Source organism: Anaerococcus tetradius (genome assembly GCF_947087635.1).
GTDB lineage: Bacteria > Bacillota > Clostridia > Tissierellales > Peptoniphilaceae > Anaerococcus > Anaerococcus tetradius.
The window spans coordinates 1-20327 of sequence record NZ_CAMUDP010000023.1; the positions used below are offsets into that span (position 1 = coordinate 1).

The window sequence follows — 20327 nt, forward strand, 5'->3', positions numbered from 1 at the left end:
AATTAATCATTAACCTCCTACTCGATTGTCAGGACTTTTGCAACAGCCCCTTTTTGATGAAATTTTATAGGCTAAAAGTAAGAAGCCTATTTCCTATCATAATATTATATTTCCATTCAAAAAACCCTCCATGCAGAGGGCTTTTTATACTTTATCACATACCTTTATCATTATACCACATTTATTCGAATATTCTTTTAATAACAAACGGATTATTGATTGGGCTAACTATAACTCCTTGGCCAGGACTTGCTGCATGAACCATATTGCCCAAACCATCAGCTATTCCTACATGATAGATATCATTATAGCTTGAACCGAAGAATACCAAATCGCCTGCTTTTTCTTCACCAAAAGCAACTGTTTCACCATATTCTGCCTGACTTTTGGCAAGGTGAGGAAGGTCTAGACCGAAGTTCTCGTAGGCCTTTAGGACAAGACCTGAGCAGTCTATACCATTTGTCTTTGATATTCCTCCAAAAACATAAGGGCTTCCAACATAGTCGAGGGCGTAATTATAGATGCTCTTTCCGATTTGTGATTCATCCTTATTAATAACTTCACCATCATCGTTGGTAAAGTAGCTTACATAGATTACTTCGTAAGCATCATCACCGCCTTGTTGACTTTCTTCTTGTGTGACTCTTTCTTCTTCTTCGATTTTTTCGTGCTTATCCTTGGATTCGTTTAATTCTTTGTAGGTTTTTTGTAGTTTACTTAAATATTTTTTGCTTCTTCTGGAAAGATCAAGGCTTGATATTTTAACAAAGCCTAATTGCTCTTTCATATCTACTTTTTTATCTTTAAGCTTGTCATTTTCATCTACATTTAGCTTTTTGTTTTCCTTCTTAGCTGGCTTGTAGGCTACCTTTACATAATCGCTTCCTTCTACAAAGGAAAGGATAGTAAGCTCGCTATCTGGCTTTAGCTTGTAATTTATCTTATCCTTGGCATTTTTGCTTGGAGCAGACAAAAGATTTGTTTCTTTTATGACCCTTACATCCTTCAAGCGATAGAACCACTCCTTGCCGACATAGGCGTTTTCGCCCTTGTAGTCAATGATATACCAAAATCTATCTTCACTTTTTATTGGGTATCTATTGTAGTCTTCTATTCCGCCAAGGACTTCTGAACTGTTGGATTTTTCTTTTCTAATATTGACTCCATCAGTTTTGTCCTTATTAAGTATAATTTCATCCGCCTTAGCTGTACTTGGATAAATTAACAAGAGGCCTAAAAGTATAAATCCTTTCCCTAATAACTTTCTTAATACTTTCACCGATTCTCTCCTTAAATGTTCTCTTCTTCTATTATAGCATAGATTACTAATTGATTAAGGAGAAGTTTAAAATTTCTCAAACAATTTATAGGAGAAGTCAACCAAGTTCTTAGAATAATCATTTCTCAAATAGGCAGGGTCTAGGAGATTAATCCTAACCCTATCGAGTCCATCGGCATCCTTAAAGAACTTGGCAAGTCTTTTAGCTCTAGGAAAATCATCCTCATTTTTTACAAATTCTCTTATAGTTTCATCCATATTCTTGTCATCCCTGGAGTGGGCAGCTATTACAGCTTGCAAGATTTCCTTATCCTCTTTTTTTATATCATGGGCGTATTGGATAGACTCCCTTGCGGCCCTTGGACCATGTTCTGTATCCCAGCCATCATTTACCCTGCGGGTATCGTGAAGGCTTGCAGCATTTATCAAGATATTTGTGTCGGCTTCATCAAGCTTATAGGCAAAAGACAAAAGGACTGAGAAAAATATCACCCTTTCTATGTGGTCTTTGCCATGGATATGGGAAGTAAAAAGTATATCTGTATTTAGTTTTTCATAGGCTTCTCTTAGCTTATCCAAATAGGAAGAAGCCATGAATTTATCATAAAAATCGTAATCTTTTATCCAATTTTCATTATTTAAAATCTCTAGTATTCTCATAAATTCTCCTTTATATTATTGTACAACATAAAACACTTGCGATAAAGGGTATCATATTAAAGAGGTGACTTATGTTATATAATAAAAAAATGATTAATGAAAGATTACTCAATGCAATAGAAAAAAGCAAGGACTATATAGGAATAGGCGAAGCAGCAGGCTACATACCAGAACTTTTGAATGTCGATAGTGACAACTTTGCCTTTAGTCTTGTTACAACCAACGGCGATGTCTTTAGTTATGGGGATAGGGATATAGTATTTTCCATCCAATCTATCTCCAAACTGATAAGCCTTATTCTCGCCCTAACCGATACTAGTCCAAAAGAAGTTTATGAGAAGGTAGGTAGCGAGCCAACCCGCTATGAATTTAATTCCATAGTTCCTATAGGCGATAAGCCTGCCAATCCTTTTATCAATGCTGGTGCAATTACTACGACTTCTATGATACTTGGAGCTAATAATGAAGAAAAATTTAAAAGAATCCTAAATTTTTACAAGAGTCTATCAAACTTCAAAGAAAGTAGCCTTATGAAAGATATCTACGAGTCCGAGATTAAGACTACAGATAGGAATAAGGCAATAGCCTATTATCTTAAAAGCAAAAATATTTTTTCTGCTGACCCAGAAGAAGTCTTGGACCTCTACATCAAATCCTGCTCCATAGGCTCAAACATAGAAGGCCTTGCAAAAATGGGAGCAGTCCTCGCCAATAATGGCTATGATGTTGACGATAGAAATATGATCGTTCCAGAACCGATTGTCCAAATAGTAGTAAGCCAAATGGCATCTTGTGGCATGTATGAAAACTCTGGCAACTACTTGATGAATGTAGGCATCCCATCAAAATCTGGAGTAAGTGGGGCCATAGTAGGAATAGTGCCAGGAGTATGTGGCATAGGAGTCTACTCACCAAGACTAGACAAAACCGGCAACTCCGTAAGAGGCAAAGAACTATTTAAAATCATATCCCAAGACTTGGGCTTAAATATTTTTGTCTAAAAAAAAGCTTTGAAAGATTCATGACAAGAAGTTAATCTTTCAAAGCTTTTGATTTGAATAAGTATATAGCTTAAAGCTACTTAGAATCTTTAATGACGCTACTCCTATCTAGCTTAATATTTTCATAAAGATAAACAAAGAACAAAATAGCATATAGTATAGCAAATCCTACAAAGGCTATAGTCAAGGAGTCACTGCCTAGAAGTTTTCTTACTCCCATTAAAAAGGCGGGACTTAGGAAGCCTCCTATATTGCAACCTATAAAGATAAGGTTGTTGATAATCCTATTTTGGCTACCTCTTGCAAATCTACTTGCTTCAGCAAAAAGATAAGGGGTGCACATGGACTGACTTGTTGCATTTAATACCATTGCTAGCATAAAGACATAAATATTGTAGCCCCAGAAGGCTATAATAAGGTTAGATATTATATAGATAATTAGGCCTAAAAGTATAGTCTTTTCCCTCAAGGATCGGTTGATATAGCCAAAGGCAAAACCTGAAAGCATACCAGATAGGGGAAGGAGGATCATATAGGCATTAATATTAAAATCCATTCCCTTGGCAAGGGTTGCTATGGTTGGAAATCTTACACTCAAGGAAGTTAGGTTCATTATCATTAAGCCTGCAAAGAAAACATAGAAGAAGACTTGCTTAGTTAAATAAAATCTTCCTTCCCTTTTTTCTGGCCTTATATCCTCGACATTTGCTGAAAAGAAAAAGAGGATAAAGATTGATATGCAATAGGCAAGAAAAGCCATAGGCCATTTGATTTTGATAAGAAAACCTGCAAGGAGGAGCAAAAGCATCTGACCTATATATTCTGTGGAGTTTCTAAGACCATACAGACTTGCCGCCTTTTCTCCCCTAAAAAGGGCACTTATGTAATTGGCGGCATGACCATTAAACATCCCAACACCAAAGCCTAGGATGATCCTAGAAAGGAAAATACTCTCGTAGCTAGTTTTAATTACTGGTATTAGACCACTAATAAAGACTAGACTTGTGCCTATTTGTACGCATTTTTTCATCCCTATTAGCTTGGTTATATATTCGCTTAGGGCTATGGAGATTATAGTAGTTATTGATGATAGGGTTATGAGAAACTCCGCGGCTTGTCTACTTATGCCTAGGTCTTTTTGCATAAAGACTAGGATTCCTGAGATGGCGGCATTACCTGCAGTTATTAAAGAAATAGACAGGATTGCAGCTTCTGTCAATCTATTTTTATTAAAAGCTTTCATTAAGACCTCTTTTCTAAGGGGATGTTCGAGAATGAATAATCGTACCAATATCATTAGAAGAAGCTCTGCGGAAAGTCTCAAAACGCCGACGGGCTAACTGCCTCAATTATCTGGCAGACACCAATATGCCTAGCGTTAAGGAGAGGTAAAATTTCCTAAGAGAACCTTCTAATGATAGAACGATGATTATTCATAATTTTGCATTAGACCCTTTAGATTTTGATTTGAATTATATTTAACTTACATATATCAAAGATATTTTAGACCCTGTAGGAAAATTTATCCCTTTGTCTAACTTTGAGATCTTCTTTCTCGTAGTATCTTAGTATCTGTCGATATATCGAAAATTTATGCTATTTCAGCGATTTTGTATTGGATTTTCATCGCATTTCCTTGACCTTGGACTTATCCAAGCCTTATAATATTATATCAGAAGGAGTCAAAATGAAAAATACTTTACTTAAATCTTATTTCAAATATTTGCTACCGACCATAACTACCATGATTTTATTTTCGACCTACACCATGGTTGATGGGATTTTTGTCGGCCAAGGAGTTGGTGCAAGGGGGATATCGGCTGTAAATGTTGCCATGCCCTATGTAACCCTTACCTTTGCCCTTTCTATCCTAATTTCTATCGGTAGTTTAAACCTAATAACCTATCAACTGGGTAAGGGAGATAAAGAAAAAGCTGATGAATTTTTCTCTATTGGTCTAGTACTTTCCCTCGCAGTTTCCTTACTCATAGCCCTTCTTAGTTATATCCTTATGGATAGGCTTATTGGAGCCTTGGGAGCAAGTGATGATATAAGGCCTTTAGTCAAGGACTATATGTCAGTAATTATTTTCTTTACTCCCTTTTATGTGATGGCCTATGTCTTTGAGATTATGGTAAAGGCAGATGGAAAGCCAATCATATCTACTATCCTAATGATAGTTTCTGCCCTCACAAATATAATTCTTGACTATGTATTCATCTTTCACTTCCATATGGGAGTTAGGGGAGCAGCCATAGCCACAGGTATAGCCCAAGTGCTTCCGACCCTTGGCTATGTTTCATATTTTCTATCATCCAAGGCCCAGCTAAAGTTTAGGAAATTCAAGTTAAAATATTACAAGGTCAAGGAAATCATCTCTTATGGTTTTCCTGCAAGCCTAAATGAATTATCATCAGGTTTTGTCATCCTCCTTTTCAATAAAGTAATATCAACTTATTATGGGACAGATGGCCTTGCTAGCTTTTCAGTAATTTCCTATATTATGATATTTGTGGTAAACACCATGATTGCCATTAATCAATCAAGCCAGCCTATAATTTCTTTCTCCTTTGGTAGGGAAAAATACGAGGATGTCCTAAGGATTAGAAAGTACATGCTAAGAACAGTCGCCATAGTAAGCCTTCTTATGTTTATAGCTATTGAACTAAGACCAGTATTTTTTGTAAATGTCTTTATAGCTGACTATGATATTAATTTTCTAGCCTTTGCAGTAAAGGCCCTAAGAATTTTCGCTATATCCTATCTAATTATGGGCTTTAATATAATTAATGCTGGCTACATGACGGCAGTCCAAAAGCCAAGATATGATTTCTATATCACAATAGTAAGGGGCTATGTCCTAATGGCGATTTTAGTCTACCTTTTGCCCTTTATCTTTGGAAGGGAAATAATCTGGCAAGTAGCAAGCATCACAGAACTAATCACTATGATACTTTCTATATTCTTGATAAGAGATGAAATAAAAGAAATTCATGAATTAGAAAAAAGACGTGATAGCCATATCAAGATTAAATACGAAAAATAATATCCCAGCTGGGCCTAATACTTTTTTAGGTTACAGCTGGGATAAATTTAATTTCTAGCGTCCACATCGGCGTATTTTTTATCATTATCAAATTTTTTAACTGCATAAGAGCAGATAGGAAGGATTTTTTTCTTAGAAGACCTAAAATGATCAACTAGGCAATCAAGTAAGCTTCCTGCAAGGCCCCTTCCACCATAGGCCTTATCTACTACAGTGTGGGTAAGCTTGTAGATACCACCTTCTTTTTCATACTGGCAATAGCCAATCTTTTTTTCTCCATCAAAGGCAGAAGCCTCTTGTTCTTCTTCGTTAAAAATAATTCTAATATCCATATTATCACCTCTTTTATCTTTTACCCAAAAAGAAAAATAACTAGCAAAACCTAGGCATTTGACCTTTGAAAATTGCAAGTGAGCTTAGTATAGTAAGGTCAAAGTGAGGTATTATGCAAAAAGAAAAAGCATTTATATATATAGATACAAATTTCTCAGATGACGAAGCTCTCATGCTCGATATGGCCTTTAGGTCCTTTAACTTCGAGTTGGTGGGGCTTTCTTCTATTAGAAGTTACATGACAGCTGCCACAGCAGCAGACAACATCCTAGGTCTTAACGAAAGCCACGAGCTTTTCCTTCCCATAGCCAAGGGAAATGAGACCAACATCTTGGATAAGGAAATAAAGATTAAGGGCTTAGATAAAAACTACTATCCAAGCCACAAGGACTACTTGGAAGAAACAGAAGTAAGTGATCATCTCTATGATATAGCAGCTGATTGTGGCAAGATTGATATCATTACTACAGGGCCCCTAACAAATATCGCTAAAGCTCTAGAAAAATACGAGGACTTGGAGGATTACATATCCCATATATTTATAAGTGGAGGCAATCTCTACGGGCCTGAATATAACTTTATTGAGGACCCAAAGGCTATAAATAAAATCCTAAACTCTTCGATTGATCTTTTTATCTTGCCCAAAAATTTGGCAGATCAAATAGAAATAAGTGATGACTTCCTCAAAAACTTAGCTAAGGATAAGAAAAACGAGAAGATTATAGAAAATCTTTTAGCAAATAAGGAAAATAGATTTCTCTACGCACCACTTCTTCTTTATCTTCTAGAAAAACCAGAAGCCTTTATCTTTGAAGAAAGTGGCATAAAGGTTGACGATAGGGAAAATCTTGGCGAGATGATTAGGATAAACTCCAGAAAAAAATTATATCTTGCCAACAAGGTAAATATTGAAAGCTTCTTTACCTACCTAGAAGGCAAACTATGTTAATAAAAAAACCAGGGGCAAGAATGATTAAAACAGGTCTTGCCTTGTTTCTAGCAATGCTAATATCAAGCCTAAGACCTAAGGGACTTCCCTTTTATAGTGGAATAGCAGCCATAATATGTATGCAACAAGACCTATCTTCCACCTTTATTAAGGGAGTCAACAGGGCAATAGGAACTATAATAGGGGGTCTTACAGGTCTAGTCTATCTTTTAATAGTAGATGGGATGGGCCTACCAAAAGTAGTAAACATTTTTTTCCTATCCCTAATAGTAATTGGACTAATTTGGATTTTGGCTAGCTTCGAAAAACATCTAGCCATAACAATTGCAGGCATAGTATTCCTATCGGTAACAGTAAATCACGCCAATGACGCCGCAGGACCCGTACTCTTTGCAGTTAGCAGGATAATTGATACAATAATAGGAATATTCGCAGCCATATTCGTTAACTGGGCGGACTTTGAATTTAGAAAGAGGTATAGACATAGATAAGATCTTAAAAATAAAAAGACCGGGACTTAGGATAATCAAAACTGTAATAGCAGTTTTCCTATCCATGCTAATATCAGAACTTAGACCTGGCCAAGGCTTGCCAATAAACTCATCAATAGCAGCCATAATATCCATGCAAACCAACCTAGTAGATACAAAAGACATAGGAATAAATAGGGTAATAGGAACAATCCTAGGAGGTTTAATAGGACTAGCCTATCTAATATTAGTTCCAAACTTTAAAAAACCCTACATACTAGACTACCTACTAATGAGCCTAATAGTAGGCCTTATAATATGGATAATGGCCCACCTAAAACGCTACAATGCCCTAACCATCATGGCAATAGTATTCCTCTCAATCACCCTAGACAATGTAAACCAAACCACAAAACTTCCCCTAACCTTCGCCTTCAACAGAACCCTAGACACCCTAATAGGAGTAGTAATATCCATAGCCATAAATGGCATAGAAATAAACTACAGAAGAAAAAAATTCATGAAGAAAAATGGGATAGATAAGTGGACTAAGTAAATATTTTTTTAAATATTTTTGATTAAAATTTTTCGGGAATTTAAATTTTCAGATATTATAAAATACTTTTTTTAAGGGTTGGACCCTTCGTACTCTAGGGAACAGCCTAAGGGGGCTGCAGATGCCCCCTCCAGGCTTTCCCCTAGAACCCCTTTTCTAATCACCCCCGCTGCTCCTTGTGCGGAGTGCGGATTTTGTTGATTGGCTTCGCCAATCTTTGTTGGTGGTATGAGCCTTCGTTTTTTGTTTTCTTAACTTTTTACAATTCCTAATCATCATTCGCTAAAAATTTATAACTCGCTTACGCTCAAACAGATAAATTTTCTTAACGCTCATTCTGATTATCCATGCTGCTCGATAAGGTAGTATGAGGGGTTTCGTTGCATTTACATCTTTCTTAATTAGAGGCTGCTAGTAATATTTCGGTAATATGTAATATAAAGAACATGATACGCTTTGCCAAGGGCAAAGCTTACTCCTTTCCCATGTAGTGGTCGAGTAGAAATGGCTAATATAGTCTCTCGTTAAGAAAATCGATTTGTTTGAGCGATAGCGAGTTATCGATTTTTAGAGAGACGATTATTAGACATTCTTATATTAAGGATCAAGTAAAACAAAGCAGCTCGTTTCAAAACAAAGATTTGCTTTAGCAAATCAACCTTTTCCGCACTCCGCCCAAGGAGCAGAGGGGGTGAGGGAAAAGGGGGCTTGGGGGAAAGCTGGAGGGGGCCTCTGCTGCCCCCTTAGCGTTCCCCCAAAAGGTACGAAGGGACACCTTCGATTAAAGTTTTAATTTAAAATATCAAGAAATAAAAATTAGTTCAAGATATATTAAATATCTTCCAAACACCCCTTAGCCTTTCCCCAAAAGCTACGAAGGGGATAGCTTCGATTAAAAATCAATTTCTAATATCAAGAACAAAAAATTTAGTTCAAGATATTTTAAAATATCTCCCTAACGAAGCTATCCCCAATATCTAAATTATATAATTTTATCTAAGATTTTTTAAAAATCTTAAAGTCCAACCCGTTTATTCTTTCTACAGAGTAGGGACTTTTTTCTAAGAATCCTTTTATGAATTGATATCTCATGTCGTGATATCTTGATTTTTCGCTTGTGTTTTCGATTTTGTCGATTTTTCCTATTTCGAATGATTCGTGGGAGTCGTGGCCGTGGCCGCCTTCGCAGGTGTTGTTGATTGATTTTTGTGGGTCAATCATGTCTTCTTCGTATTTTTTGTGAAGGTTGGCGTTTGTGATTAGGAGTAGCTTTCCCTTATCATCAAGGCCTGCGCTTAGGGCTCTATCACATGGCATACCATCTAGAAGTCTTAGATTTAGTTTATCGAATACTTCTTCTAGGCTGTCTAGTTTTTCTTTTGCTCCCTCAATTTTTCCAAGTTCATAAAATTTTTCTTCTGGATTTTTGCTTAGGCTTATGGCCCTAGCTAGTCTATTTTCTACCATATCAATCCTTGCTGATAGCCAGCCGTGGATGTTTTCTTGATCGACTAAGTCCTCCAAGGGCTTATCAGAAACTTTTGGAAAAATTTTATCAAGCTCTTCGGTATTGTCATCCATTAGATAATTACTTATTTTATCTTGAAATTTGATCTTTTCATACATCATAAAGTGTATTGGACCTAAATTTTTACTCATTTTATCACCTCATATATACCTTACTTCAGTTTTTTATGGTATACTAGAAAAGAAATATTTTTAAGGAGGGTTTTATGAATAATAAACTTACAACCAAAAAAATGGTATATGTTGCACTTTTTACAGCCTTAGTTTACGTATTTTCTAGATTTTTCCAAATCCCTGTTCTTACACCATTTGGCCAAACTAGATTTCACTTAGGTAACGTTTTTTGCTTATTGGCTGGTATTTTGTTAGGACCTGGTTTAGGAGGTCTTGCAGCAGGTCTTGGTTCTGCTCTTTTCGACCTATTTGATCCGGTGTATTTTACATCAGCTCCTATTACCTTTGTAACAAAATTTGCCCTAGCCTATGTTGCAGGTGCCCTTTACAAAAATAGGAAGGAACTTGTTGATAAGAAAAAGCTTGTAACATCATCCATAGCAGGTCAACTAACCTATGTGTTTTTATACTTGTTAAAGACATTTATCACAAGCAAGTTTGTTATGGGCTTTACTAATCAAGCTGTTATGGCAGAGCTTCTACCAAAGGCAGGAGTTTCACTCTTTAATGCTCTAATTTCTGTAATTATAGCTTCAATACTTGCTATTCCTTTAATTAAGGCTATCAAGTTTGACTAAGATACAATTTTGGGTATAAGCCTAATAAGGTAAAGAAAGTTTGGGAGGTTGATATGAAGGAAAGACTAAAAGAATTTAGCATAACTTGTCCAAAATGTAAGCATAGCTTTAAGGAAGAATTGAATACTGCTGTTTTTGATTCTTCTAGCGAGAGGGAAGAAATATTAGCTGGGGATTTTGCCAAGCTATCCTGCCCTATTTGTGGAAAAGACTTTATTCTGAATTATAGGTTTGTCTACACAGACAATGGACTAAAGTATATGATAATAAATGATCCTGATTTTTGCGATATAAAAAATAGGATTGCCCTTAGGTCTTCCTTCAAGCTCTTGGATAAGCTTAGGAAAAATGAAGCCCAAAAGTTCAATGTAATTTTGACAACTGACATCAAAGATTTAAGAGAAAAAATTATAATATTGGAAGATGGCCTTTCAATTAGAGCGATCGAACTTATGAAATACATGCTCCTAGAAGCAGATGATCTTAGCTTGGGCCATGATGATGTAGTTAGCTTCAGATTTACGAATGATAAGGACTTTGAAATCCAGACCAAGGGAGGGGATATAATGAAATTGCCTTTCCCAAGAGAAGTCTACGATAGGGTCTATGACCAATACAAGGACTACTTCGAAGAAAAAATAGAATTGGTCGATAAGGCCTGGGCCTTCGACCTACTAAAAAATATAAAAAGCCATGAGTGATTTTCATTCATGGTTTTTTATCTTGGACGAACTTATTATTATGGGCGAAACTAGTATAGTAAGACTATGAAATTTTATGTTGCAAATCACAAGAAAAGAAAACAAGTTTATGATATATTAAATATTTTCTATGACCATGATGAGCTTATCTTTGATGATAAAGCAGGTCTTAGGATAGAAGAAGGAAAGATTATCCTAAAAGATAAGAATTTTTCCTATAAGGATGATCAACTCAAAGAAAAACTCTATCAAATCCTCACACATCTAACTGGCTACCAATCGCCATGGGGCTATCTTACAGGCTCCAAACCTTCTAAGCTCCTCCAAAAGATGAGCCTTGAAGAAATTAAGAAGAAGTATTTATTAAGCGATGAAAAAATTAAGCTACTAGCTGAGGTAAAAAGCGAGCAAGATAAATTAGCCTTTGATAGGAAGGCTTTTTCTGTCTACATCAACATCCCCTTCTGTCCTACAAGATGTCATTACTGTTCATATCCAACCCTAGTTGGAAAACGAAATGATAAGAAAGCCTATATAGACTCCCTCATTTACGAAATAAAAAATATCGACCTTCCTAGAAAAATTGATGCCATCTATGTAGGTGGAGGAACACCTTCCTATATTGACCATGAGGACTTGGCAAGGCTCTTAGTCGCAATCAACGAAAAATTTACCTATGAAGAATTTACCTTCGAAGCTGGCAGGGAAGATAGCCTAGATTTTGATAAACTTCAAATTTTAAAAGAAGGAAAAGTTGACAGGATATCCCTAAACCCCCAAAGCTTTAATGAAGAAATTGTAAGAAAAGCTGGAAGGAACTACGACTATGAGCATTTTGAGAAAATCTACCTTAGGGCAAGACAGCTCGGCTTTATAATAAATACAGACTTCATAGTGGGACTTATGGGAGAAGGAAGTGAGCTTTTTGAGAAAAACTTCACAGTCCTAAAGAAACTAAAGCCAGACAATATCACCTTTCATGCCCTAGCCATGAAGGTTGGTAGCAAATACTTCGAGGAAAACAAGAGGGCAAAAAGGTCGGATAGCCTAGAAATATCTAGAAAAATCAGAAGCTTCGTCAAGGAAAATTCCTACAAGGCCTACTATCTTTACAGGCAAAAAAATATAGTATCCAACCTAGAAAATGTCGGCTACCAAAAAGCTGATACTAGCCAGAGATACAACATCATAATAAACGAAGAGCTTGAATCAATAATTGGCCTTGGAATGAATGCCAACTCTAAACTTATGAATGCTAAGAAATTTAGAAATTCTAGAAACCTAAGAGACTATTTCCTAAGACTTGAGGAAGAAATTTGGGCTAAAAATACTTTGATAAATGAGTATAATAAAAATAATTAGGAGGAATTATGGAAATTAAAAACTTACAACCTAGCGAAGTATTCGCTAATTTTTATGAACTCAGTAGAATCCCTAGAGAATCAGGAAACGAAAAGGGAGTTTCTGACTTCCTTGTACAATTTGCTAAAGATAGAAAACTTGAGGTAATCCAAGACGAAGCCCTCAATGTAATAATTAGAAAAAAAGCCTCAAAGGGCTATGAAGATAGACCAACCGTTGCTCTTCAAGGCCACATGGATATGGTTTGTGTAAAAGAAGACGATAGCGACCATGACTTCGAAAAAGACCCAATCGAGCTAAAAATAGAAGACGGCTGGCTAACTGCCAATGGAACAACCCTCGGAGGAGATGATGGAATAGGAGTTGCCTTCATAATGGGTATCCTTGATGACGATAGCCTCGAACATGGTCCAATCGAAGCAATAATTACAACAGGTGAAGAAACCTCAATGGTAGGAGCAAACGCCATCGACCTATCCCAACTTAAAGCAAAATACCTAATAAACATCGACTCAGAAGAAGAAGGTGTCCTAACCATAGGCTGTGCTGGTGGCCTTGACCTTGAAATAGAATTTAAGAAAGAATACGAAAAAGCCCAAGGCGACTTTATAGAAATAAACCTAGCTGGCTTTGAAGGCGGACATTCTGGAATGGAAATAGATAAATTCAGATGTAACGCCATCAAAAATCTTGCAAGACTTCTTCACAACATCGAAGGCGTACAAATAGCTGACATCAAGGGTGGAGTAAAGAGAAATGCCATACCAACTACAGCCTACGCCCTAGTCTCAGTAAAAGATAGGGATGAAGCAATCACAGAAATCGAAAAGAGAATAGGAGAAATCCTAAACGAATACAAGGACTCTGATCCAAAAGGAACAATCACTGTCAAAAAGGCCCAATACGAGGGAGAAGTCATTAGCCAAAAGGCCTCTAAGGACATAATAGATGCAATCTTCGTCCTACCTGATGGTCTCTACAAAAAATATAAAGACAACATCGTAACATCATCAAACCTCGGACTCCTAGAAAATTGGGAAGATACAGTAATGTTCCACTCAATGATTAGATCTGAAGTCGACTCAGCCAAAGCAAATAGGGCAGAAATCGCCATCGAAATAATCAAAAGATTCGGAGGATCTTATCAAATAACCAACCAATACTCTGGTTGGCAAAGAGAAGAAAGCTCCCTAATAGGGCTTGCAAACGAAACATGGAAACAAATCCACGGGGACGACCTAATAATAGGTACAACCCATGGCGGTCTAGAATGTGGCCTCTTCAAAAAAGAAATCCCACACGTTGAAATGATATCCTTCGGCCCAGAAATAGAAGGAGCCCACTCACCAGCAGAAAGATGCAACATCCAATCAGTAGCAAATAACTACAAATTCTTAGTAGAGCTTTTGAAAAAAATCAAATAAATAACAAGGGAGGCGTCTAGCCTCCTTGATCTACCATAGGTAAGGCTATGTAAAATCTAGTTTTTCTTTCTACAAATGTTGCTAGGCATCCTTTACTTTTACCTCTGGATGACACAACTGTATCTAGTTCCCAGTGACCAAAAGTATTCCTTTTTTTAACTTCTTTAGGTCTTTTGTTTATTGATTTACCAATGTTAAATCTACCTCTTGTTTCTTTGGCTTTTCTAGATTTTCCTTTTCTTCTTAGATTGGAAATATCAAAGTCTATAATTCCTGAATAAATCCAATTATATATTGTTTTAAAGCATACAATATCTTTACATACAGTGCTTGCTATTTGCCCAGGAGACCACTTCTTATGAAGTTTTTCCGATATACATTTAGTGATATTATCATCAACTTTTGGTTTTCTTTCTTTAGATGATGATTTTTCCATCTTATCTTTTTGGGCATAGACAGCTTCATAATCATTATCACATCTTTTTAATTCTCTAGATATTGTTGAGTGATGAAAACCTAAAATTTTTGCTATTCTTCTAGAAGAATAGCCCTCTTTTCTTAGTACCTCTATCTTATTTCTCTCATTTATGGTAAGATGTTTATAGCTCATATTAACTTCCGTGTGTGTTTTTGTCGTCATTAAAATTTTACACGAAGTTAGTATGAGTTTTCTATATTAATCTAGTGTCGTATTTAATTTTACAACTTATTTTATAAATAAATCTTCATAAAATACCGAATTTCCTTGACAAGTTCACAGAAAAATGATATAACATTAATTAGTTAAATAGCTAAAGGATATTAACTGCCTAGAAGTCCACAAAAGGCTCTAGTAAATATCATTTTGTTGTTTAATTTGCCCTTCCACTTTAGGACAATACCTGCCAGGGTGAATCTCCATATTCCTTCGGCTTATGCAATTATTATCTACTTAATATTTGTTCGCTTTCACTTAACTTGGCAAAAGACCTAACTTGGATTGTAGAAATACAAAAAATATTTTTATATAAATAGAAATATTTTCCCGCCCAGCTTTGGGCAATAGTTTTTCCCTTCTGAGAGCCACCCCTTGATCGGTGGCTCGATTTTTTTCTATTTTTTATCCAATGTCTATTTAAAAATAAAAAAAGGCAAGTACAATCATAGTACATTAAGAGTCTACGAAAGCCGCACATAGACCAATAATGTCCGAAAGGAGGAAGGATGACTACTGATATAATCGCAATCTTGCCTGAAGAAATCAATCGTATAGGCATTGGATCACGTATCTATTATGTAGATAGGAGCGAGATGGACAGAAGAACGCCGACCCATTTTCTCAAAAACCTCTATGACCAGAAAGGAAAGAGGAAAAAACTTGTCGATAAGCAAATAAAAAACAAGGTCCAAATAGCAAGAAACTACCCCTACACAATAGACAAAAACCACGTCTTTTTTGCCTTCAAGGTTAGAAATAGCCACTATGATGACCAACAAAGAGGCTTTGTCAATGTAAAATACGTCGACAAAATAGAAGACTCCAACATAATACTTACAACTGGCGAAGTAATAGCAAGCCTAAACAAAGAAAAGGCCCTACTTAACAACAGAAGAAACGCCCAGCTCTTGTACTACATGAGCCTAGTAGAAAGTCTGGTAGACAATTACGAAGCAGTAAAATATGTACGTGAAAATTTATTGACTTAGGGCTTTTCTTTTATCAAAAAAGTGTTATAATGTAATAAACAATTACAAAGATGACACAAATATGTAAGCATTATGGAGAAAATGTGGAGAAAAAGCCTGAAATTCAGGGAAAACATTAAATTTCGAAACTTTTTGTAGAAAATGTGTTGCAAAATTTGTGGGAATGTTGTACAATTGTAATTGTAAAGTGAGTACTATATTAATAGTTTAAACAAATAAGGAGAATATAATTATGAAAACAAATAAATTAGCAGCTGGTGCTTTAGCATTAGCTCTAGGACTTGGCGCAATCGCTCCATCATACGCAGCAACAAGTGATGAACTTAACAAAGCAGTTGGTACATTCACAGAAAGTGAAAAAGCAGAAATCGTTAAATTAAACGCTGAATTGGAAGAACTTAAAGCTAGACTTCCTAAATTAGAAAAAGATTTAGCTGATGCTGAAAAACTTGAAGCTGAAAAAGCAGCTGAATTAAAAGCAGCAGAAGCTTCAGTTCCAGAAGTTGCAGCTCTAAAGGCAAAAATTGAAAAACTTACTAAAGAAATATCAACAGCTAAACCAGAATTAGCAGGAGATGATGCAGATGAAGTACTTAAACATCTTAAAGAAGAAGCTGAAAAGGATTTAAAGGAAATTTATCAACCAAAACTAGATAAAGCTACTAAAGAAGCTACAAAAAATTTAAATCAAGCTCAACAAACAGTTATAAATGCTAGAGTTCAACTTAAAAAACAACAAGACGCTGTTAATACTAAAGTTGATAAAATCAAAGAAGAACTTGGAAAACTTGGTAAAAAAGTTGATGAAGCTAAATTAAATGATATTCTTGCTCTATTCAACAACGACAAAGTTAAAGTATTAGAAGATAAAACAGCACCAGCTACACCAGAAGCATCAAAACCAGCTAAAAACAAAGCAGAAGTTCTTGCAAGAGCTGAAAAAGCTTACGCTGAAGCTAGAGAAACAGCAAAAGCAGTAGAAATCCTTAAAGAAGCAGCTCCAGCAGTTTACAAAAACCACAAAGCACCTATCGATGCTTACCTAACAAAAGCTAATGCTGTTATCAGCAAACTTGGCAAACTACTTGGCAAAAATGTAGCAGTATCTGATATTCTTTTCTCAAAAGCTTACGCTGATGAAGCTAACCTTGACGAAATTGAAAACGCTACAAAAGACGCTGAAGAAGTAACTAAAGAAGGTAAAGATCTTCTTAAAGATGTAAACAAAAAAGAAGAAGCAAAACCATCTACAGAAGACAAAAAAGAAGATAAAAAAGAAGACAAAAAAGAAGACAAAAAAGCTCCAGCTAAAAAAGCATCTAAAAATGCTAAAACAGGCGTTGTAGGAGTAACAGGCGTTGCAGGAATCCTTGCAGCAGCTTCAGTTGCTTACGCAGCTAGCAAAAAAAGAGACTAATAATACTTAAGTCACTCAAGAGTGCACTCGTAAAGACGAAGTATTAATTTAGTAACCGCGGTACTCACGAATTAAGACCCCTTCAAAGGGGTCTTTTTTAACCCCTAATTTTAGATGGAATATATAAAGGAATGATAAGATATTTTTATATATCTTGGACTAAATCTTCTTTTATTTTTATTTCTTGATATTATAGAATGTTCTCATTATAAGGGTTGAAACCTTCGAACCCCAGGGAGACAGCTAAGGGGGCGGCAGAGGCCCCCTCTACCTTTCTCCCTGGACCCTCTTTTCATTCACCCCCTCTGCTCCTTAGCGGAGTGCGGAAAAGGTCGATTTGCTAAAGCAAATCTTTTTTTTGAAACGAGCTGCCTTGTTTTACTTGGTCCTAGATATAAGAATGTCTAATAATCGTCTCTCTAAAAATCGATAACTCGCTACGCTCAAACAAATCGATTTTCTTAACGAGAGACTCTATTAGACATATCTACTCGACCACAGCTTGGGGAAGCAGTAAGATTTGCCTCTGGCAAAGCGTATCGTGTTTTTATTTTCTATATAACATTTTATTCGAAGAATCAGTCATTCCGAACAAACGAAGTTTGGAGGAATCTAACTAGTAAATCTTATAATTATAAATCTATAAATGCATCGAATCCCTCAATACCACATTATCTAGCAGTATGGATAATCAGAATGAGCGTTAAGAAAATTTATCTGTTTGAGCGTTAGCGAGTTATAAATTTTTAGCGAATGATGATTAGGAATCCTAAGAGTCTACACTAACTAATACGAAGGTTCCCACCTATACATAAAAGATTGGCGAAGCCAATCAACAAAATCCGCACTCCGCACAAGGAGCAGCGGGGGTGAGGGAAAAGGGGGCTTGGGGGAAAGCTGGAGGGGGCCTCTGCCGCCCCCTTAGCGTTCCCCCAAAGGTTCGAAGGGGCCAACCTTAGAAAGAGAATATTCTATAATATCAAATATTACTAATAATAAAAAAATTTAGTCTAAGATAAATAAAAATATCTTCTAAACACTCCTTAGTGCATCCAAAGTTGCGAAGTCGCCAACCTTTTGAGAAAAAGTTTCTATAATATCAACTAATACTAAAACAAAAATATTTAGTCTCAGATATTTGAAAAAATATCTTCCAAGGCTATTGTATATTTTCCAAAAAGTAACTATAATATCATATAAGGAAGAGCTTTTGACATATTTCTTAGAAAGCTATATAATTTATGTAAGATACGAAATGGATAGGAGAAATTATGAATAAAAATAAGATAGGCATTGCTGTACTTCTTCTAGGACTAAGCCTAGGTCCTGTGCAAACAAGCCAAAATTACACTATAAGATTAAATAACCTTGTTTATGCAGAGGAAGAACAAGGAGAAGATTCTGCTAAAAAATCGGAAGATGTAGAAAAAAAAGAAGAACAACCAGTTACTGACAGAGCTGCACAAGATAACCCTCCAGCTCAACCTTTAAAGGAAACTGCTCCTACAACAAAGGTAAAGGAAACTGTCAAGGCTGAAGTAGAAAAGTTTAATAGCGAAGTTGAGGCTTCAAATGTATATAAACTTGCTACAGAAAAAGAAAAGAAAGCCTATAAAGAAGCTTATGATGCTATAGTAAAAGACATTGAAAAAGAAGTTAAGGAAGATGGCAAAGCTGAAGATTATAGTGCTGAGTATAAGAAAGCTTTACTAAAAGATTCAATGGAGCTTGGTTATACTGTTGTTAAGAATATTCCTAACAGAATCAAGCTAAGAAATATAAAGGCTGACTTGACTCAACTCGAAGAAGCAGCTAAGACTGCTAAGGTTGAGCTTCCTGCTGACCTAAAGACCCTAGCAGAAAAAGCTGATAAGATTTTAGCTGAAAAAGACCATGAAACAGATGAAATAGAAGAAAATGTAAAGGCATTTTCTGATGCTATTGACAAGTTCAAGAAAGATAATAAGCTAACTATCAAGGAATCTAAGCTCAGCGATGAAGAAGCTAAGTATGGATATCCTGATGATGTTTATACAAAAGGCATGGGCGAAACTAAAGACCTTAGCGAAGTGCGTCTTGATGCAAAAATTTTCCTTGAAGCTACTAACTCAGATGATGCTAAGATAGAAAAAAGACTAGGCGACTTAGATAAAAAAGATTCTCTAACAGATAAGGAAAAGGAAGAGAAGAAAAATCTTGAAGCTTATAAATCTTCTAAGTCTAAATTAGAGGATGATTTAGCTAATCTTGAATTACCTGTAAAAGATCTAAAGTCATCACTCGATGCTTACGTAGTTGCTACCAGCAAGGTAATTATTAATGATAAGCCTGTGATAGATCCAAAGAAATCAGATGAAGATAAAAAGAAATTTGATGAATTTGCCAAGAGATTAAAGGCTATTAGAGATTCTCATAAAGATTTTATAGCAAGCGATAAGTTTAAGAAAGCCGATGAGAAGCTTAGAAAAGCCTATGAAGATGCCTACAAGGCCTTGGATGGCGTATCAGAATCAAGCCCAGATGCAGAAAGCAAAATTGTTGCTGTTGAAAAAGCAAAAAGACAGATTGAGAAGGCAGAAGAAGATGTTTTGATATCTAAGATTGCTACTGCTCTTAATGTCGATAAAAACAAAGAATTTACTGAAAGTGAAAATTTCAGAAGAGCTCCAAAGAAGCTAAAGGAAGCTTACAAGAAGGCTTTTGAGGACTTAGGAAAAAATAAAACAGAAGAAAATTTAAAGGCTTTTGAAGAAGCTAAAAAGGCAATAGAGGATAAGGACTTCGCTGGAGAATTCAATGATAAGCTAAAGGCTCTTGAAAAATACATTGACCAAGCTAAGTCAGATAATCTTACCGAAGATTCTCTAAAGAAGTTAAAGAAAGAGTATGACGATAAGTTAAAGGACTTAAAGGATAATAAAGATGCTAATGTTGACGACCTCAAGGCCTTGGAAGACGACTTTAATAAGGATTTGAACCCAGAAAAACCAGAAAAAGGTAGCAATAAGGCAAAGACTACTAAAAGAGTAGTAAGCACCAAGAAAAATGCTGGTGGCAAGGTTAGAACTGGTGTTGAGTCAGTGCTTCCTCTTGCAGGTGGGGTTCTTGTTGTAGCTGCTATAGCCTTAGTGTTGACTAGAAAGAAGAATAAATAGAAAGAAGCA

17 protein-coding genes and 1 pseudogene are annotated in these 20327 nt (G+C 35.9%); 12 read left to right on the forward strand and 6 right to left on the reverse strand.

The annotated features are described in order from the left end of the window. Nucleotides 1-181 precede the first annotated feature (181 nt). A complete protein-coding gene (locus P6936_RS07635; protein ID WP_276881282.1) occupies nucleotides 182-1279 on the reverse strand; it encodes a C40 family peptidase in 1098 nt (365 codons plus the stop codon). 66 nt (nucleotides 1280-1345) lie between these two features. After that, on the reverse strand, nucleotides 1346-1939 hold the full coding sequence (locus tag P6936_RS07640; protein ID WP_004837474.1) for a hypothetical protein: 594 nt from the start codon (nucleotides 1937-1939) through the stop codon (nucleotides 1346-1348). A gap of 71 nt (nucleotides 1940-2010) precedes the next feature. Between P6936_RS07640 and glsA the strand changes: the two genes are divergently transcribed. After that, complete coding sequence (gene glsA, locus P6936_RS07645; RefSeq protein WP_276881283.1) at nucleotides 2011-2940, forward strand: glutaminase A; 930 nt, start codon at nucleotides 2011-2013, stop codon at nucleotides 2938-2940. Nucleotides 2941-3016: 76 nt separating this feature from the next. Here glsA and P6936_RS07650 read toward each other — a convergent pair whose 3' ends face one another. Continuing rightward, on the reverse strand, nucleotides 3017-4183 hold the full coding sequence (locus tag P6936_RS07650) for an MFS transporter (protein ID WP_040349611.1): 1167 nt from the start codon (nucleotides 4181-4183) through the stop codon (nucleotides 3017-3019). Nucleotides 4184-4627: 444 nt separating this feature from the next. On the opposite strand from P6936_RS07650, the gene P6936_RS07655 reads away from it, so the two are divergent. Continuing rightward, a complete protein-coding gene (locus P6936_RS07655) occupies nucleotides 4628-5986 on the forward strand; it encodes an MATE family efflux transporter (RefSeq protein ID WP_276881284.1) in 1359 nt (452 codons plus the stop codon). Between the two features lie 47 nt (nucleotides 5987-6033). On the opposite strand, the gene P6936_RS07660 is transcribed toward P6936_RS07655, so the two are convergent. Next, a complete protein-coding gene (locus P6936_RS07660; protein ID WP_276881285.1) occupies nucleotides 6034-6318 on the reverse strand; it encodes a GNAT family N-acetyltransferase in 285 nt (94 codons plus the stop codon). 113 nt (nucleotides 6319-6431) lie between these two features. Here P6936_RS07660 and P6936_RS07665 point away from each other — a divergent pair, with 113 nt between their 5' ends. From P6936_RS07665 to P6936_RS07675, 3 genes are read left to right on the forward strand one after another with little or no spacing between them, the layout of a single operon-like run. Further along, a complete protein-coding gene (locus P6936_RS07665; RefSeq protein ID WP_276881286.1) occupies nucleotides 6432-7268 on the forward strand; it encodes a nucleoside hydrolase in 837 nt (278 codons plus the stop codon). After that, complete coding sequence (locus P6936_RS07670; protein ID WP_004837480.1) at nucleotides 7262-7759, forward strand: FUSC family protein; 498 nt, start codon at nucleotides 7262-7264, stop codon at nucleotides 7757-7759. The genes P6936_RS07665 and P6936_RS07670 overlap by 7 nt, the downstream gene beginning before the upstream one ends. Continuing rightward, a complete protein-coding gene (locus P6936_RS07675) occupies nucleotides 7728-8294 on the forward strand; it encodes an FUSC family protein (protein WP_276881287.1) in 567 nt (188 codons plus the stop codon). Before P6936_RS07670 ends, P6936_RS07675 begins: the two co-directional genes overlap by 32 nt. A gap of 996 nt (nucleotides 8295-9290) precedes the next feature. Here the strand turns inward: P6936_RS07675 and P6936_RS07680 are convergent. Then, the gene (locus tag P6936_RS07680; protein ID WP_276881288.1) at nucleotides 9291-9953 is read right to left on the reverse strand and encodes a hypothetical protein; all 663 of its coding nucleotides are present in this window, start codon (nucleotides 9951-9953) and stop codon (nucleotides 9291-9293) included. Between the two features lie 74 nt (nucleotides 9954-10027). Here P6936_RS07680 and P6936_RS07685 point away from each other — a divergent pair, with 74 nt between their 5' ends. The 4 genes from P6936_RS07685 (at nucleotide 10028) to pepD (ending at nucleotide 14060) form a co-directional block, all read left to right on the forward strand. Further along, nucleotides 10028-10573, forward strand: coding sequence for an ECF transporter S component (locus tag P6936_RS07685; protein WP_276881289.1), 546 nt, complete (start codon nucleotides 10028-10030; stop codon nucleotides 10571-10573). A 53-nt stretch (nucleotides 10574-10626) separates the two neighbouring features. Beyond that, the gene (locus P6936_RS07690; protein WP_276881290.1) at nucleotides 10627-11274 is read left to right on the forward strand and encodes a CpXC domain-containing protein; all 648 of its coding nucleotides are present in this window, start codon (nucleotides 10627-10629) and stop codon (nucleotides 11272-11274) included. Nucleotides 11275-11340: 66 nt separating this feature from the next. Continuing rightward, a complete protein-coding gene (gene hemZ, locus P6936_RS07695) occupies nucleotides 11341-12636 on the forward strand; it encodes a coproporphyrinogen dehydrogenase HemZ (RefSeq protein ID WP_276881291.1) in 1296 nt (431 codons plus the stop codon). Nucleotides 12637-12644: 8 nt separating this feature from the next. After that, nucleotides 12645-14060, forward strand: a complete 1416-nt coding sequence (gene pepD, locus P6936_RS07700; RefSeq protein WP_276881292.1) for a beta-Ala-His dipeptidase — start codon at nucleotides 12645-12647, stop codon at nucleotides 14058-14060. A gap of 25 nt (nucleotides 14061-14085) precedes the next feature. On the opposite strand, the pseudogene P6936_RS07705 reads toward pepD, so the two are convergent. Beyond that, nucleotides 14086-14670: pseudogene (locus P6936_RS07705) on the reverse strand (IS30 family transposase); the annotation flags it as partial. 593 nt (nucleotides 14671-15263) lie between these two features. Here P6936_RS07705 and P6936_RS07710 point away from each other — a divergent pair. From P6936_RS07710 to P6936_RS07720, 3 genes are all read left to right on the forward strand, one after another. Further along, nucleotides 15264-15746, forward strand: coding sequence for a hypothetical protein (locus P6936_RS07710; protein ID WP_276881294.1), 483 nt, complete (start codon nucleotides 15264-15266; stop codon nucleotides 15744-15746). A gap of 232 nt (nucleotides 15747-15978) precedes the next feature. Then, complete coding sequence (locus P6936_RS07715) at nucleotides 15979-17163, forward strand: hypothetical protein (protein ID WP_276881295.1); 1185 nt, start codon at nucleotides 15979-15981, stop codon at nucleotides 17161-17163. A gap of 1271 nt (nucleotides 17164-18434) precedes the next feature. Beyond that, nucleotides 18435-20318 (forward strand): hypothetical protein, encoded by a 1884-nt coding sequence (locus P6936_RS07720; RefSeq protein WP_276881296.1) that lies wholly within the window; start codon nucleotides 18435-18437, stop codon nucleotides 20316-20318. Nucleotides 20319-20327 lie beyond the last annotated feature (9 nt).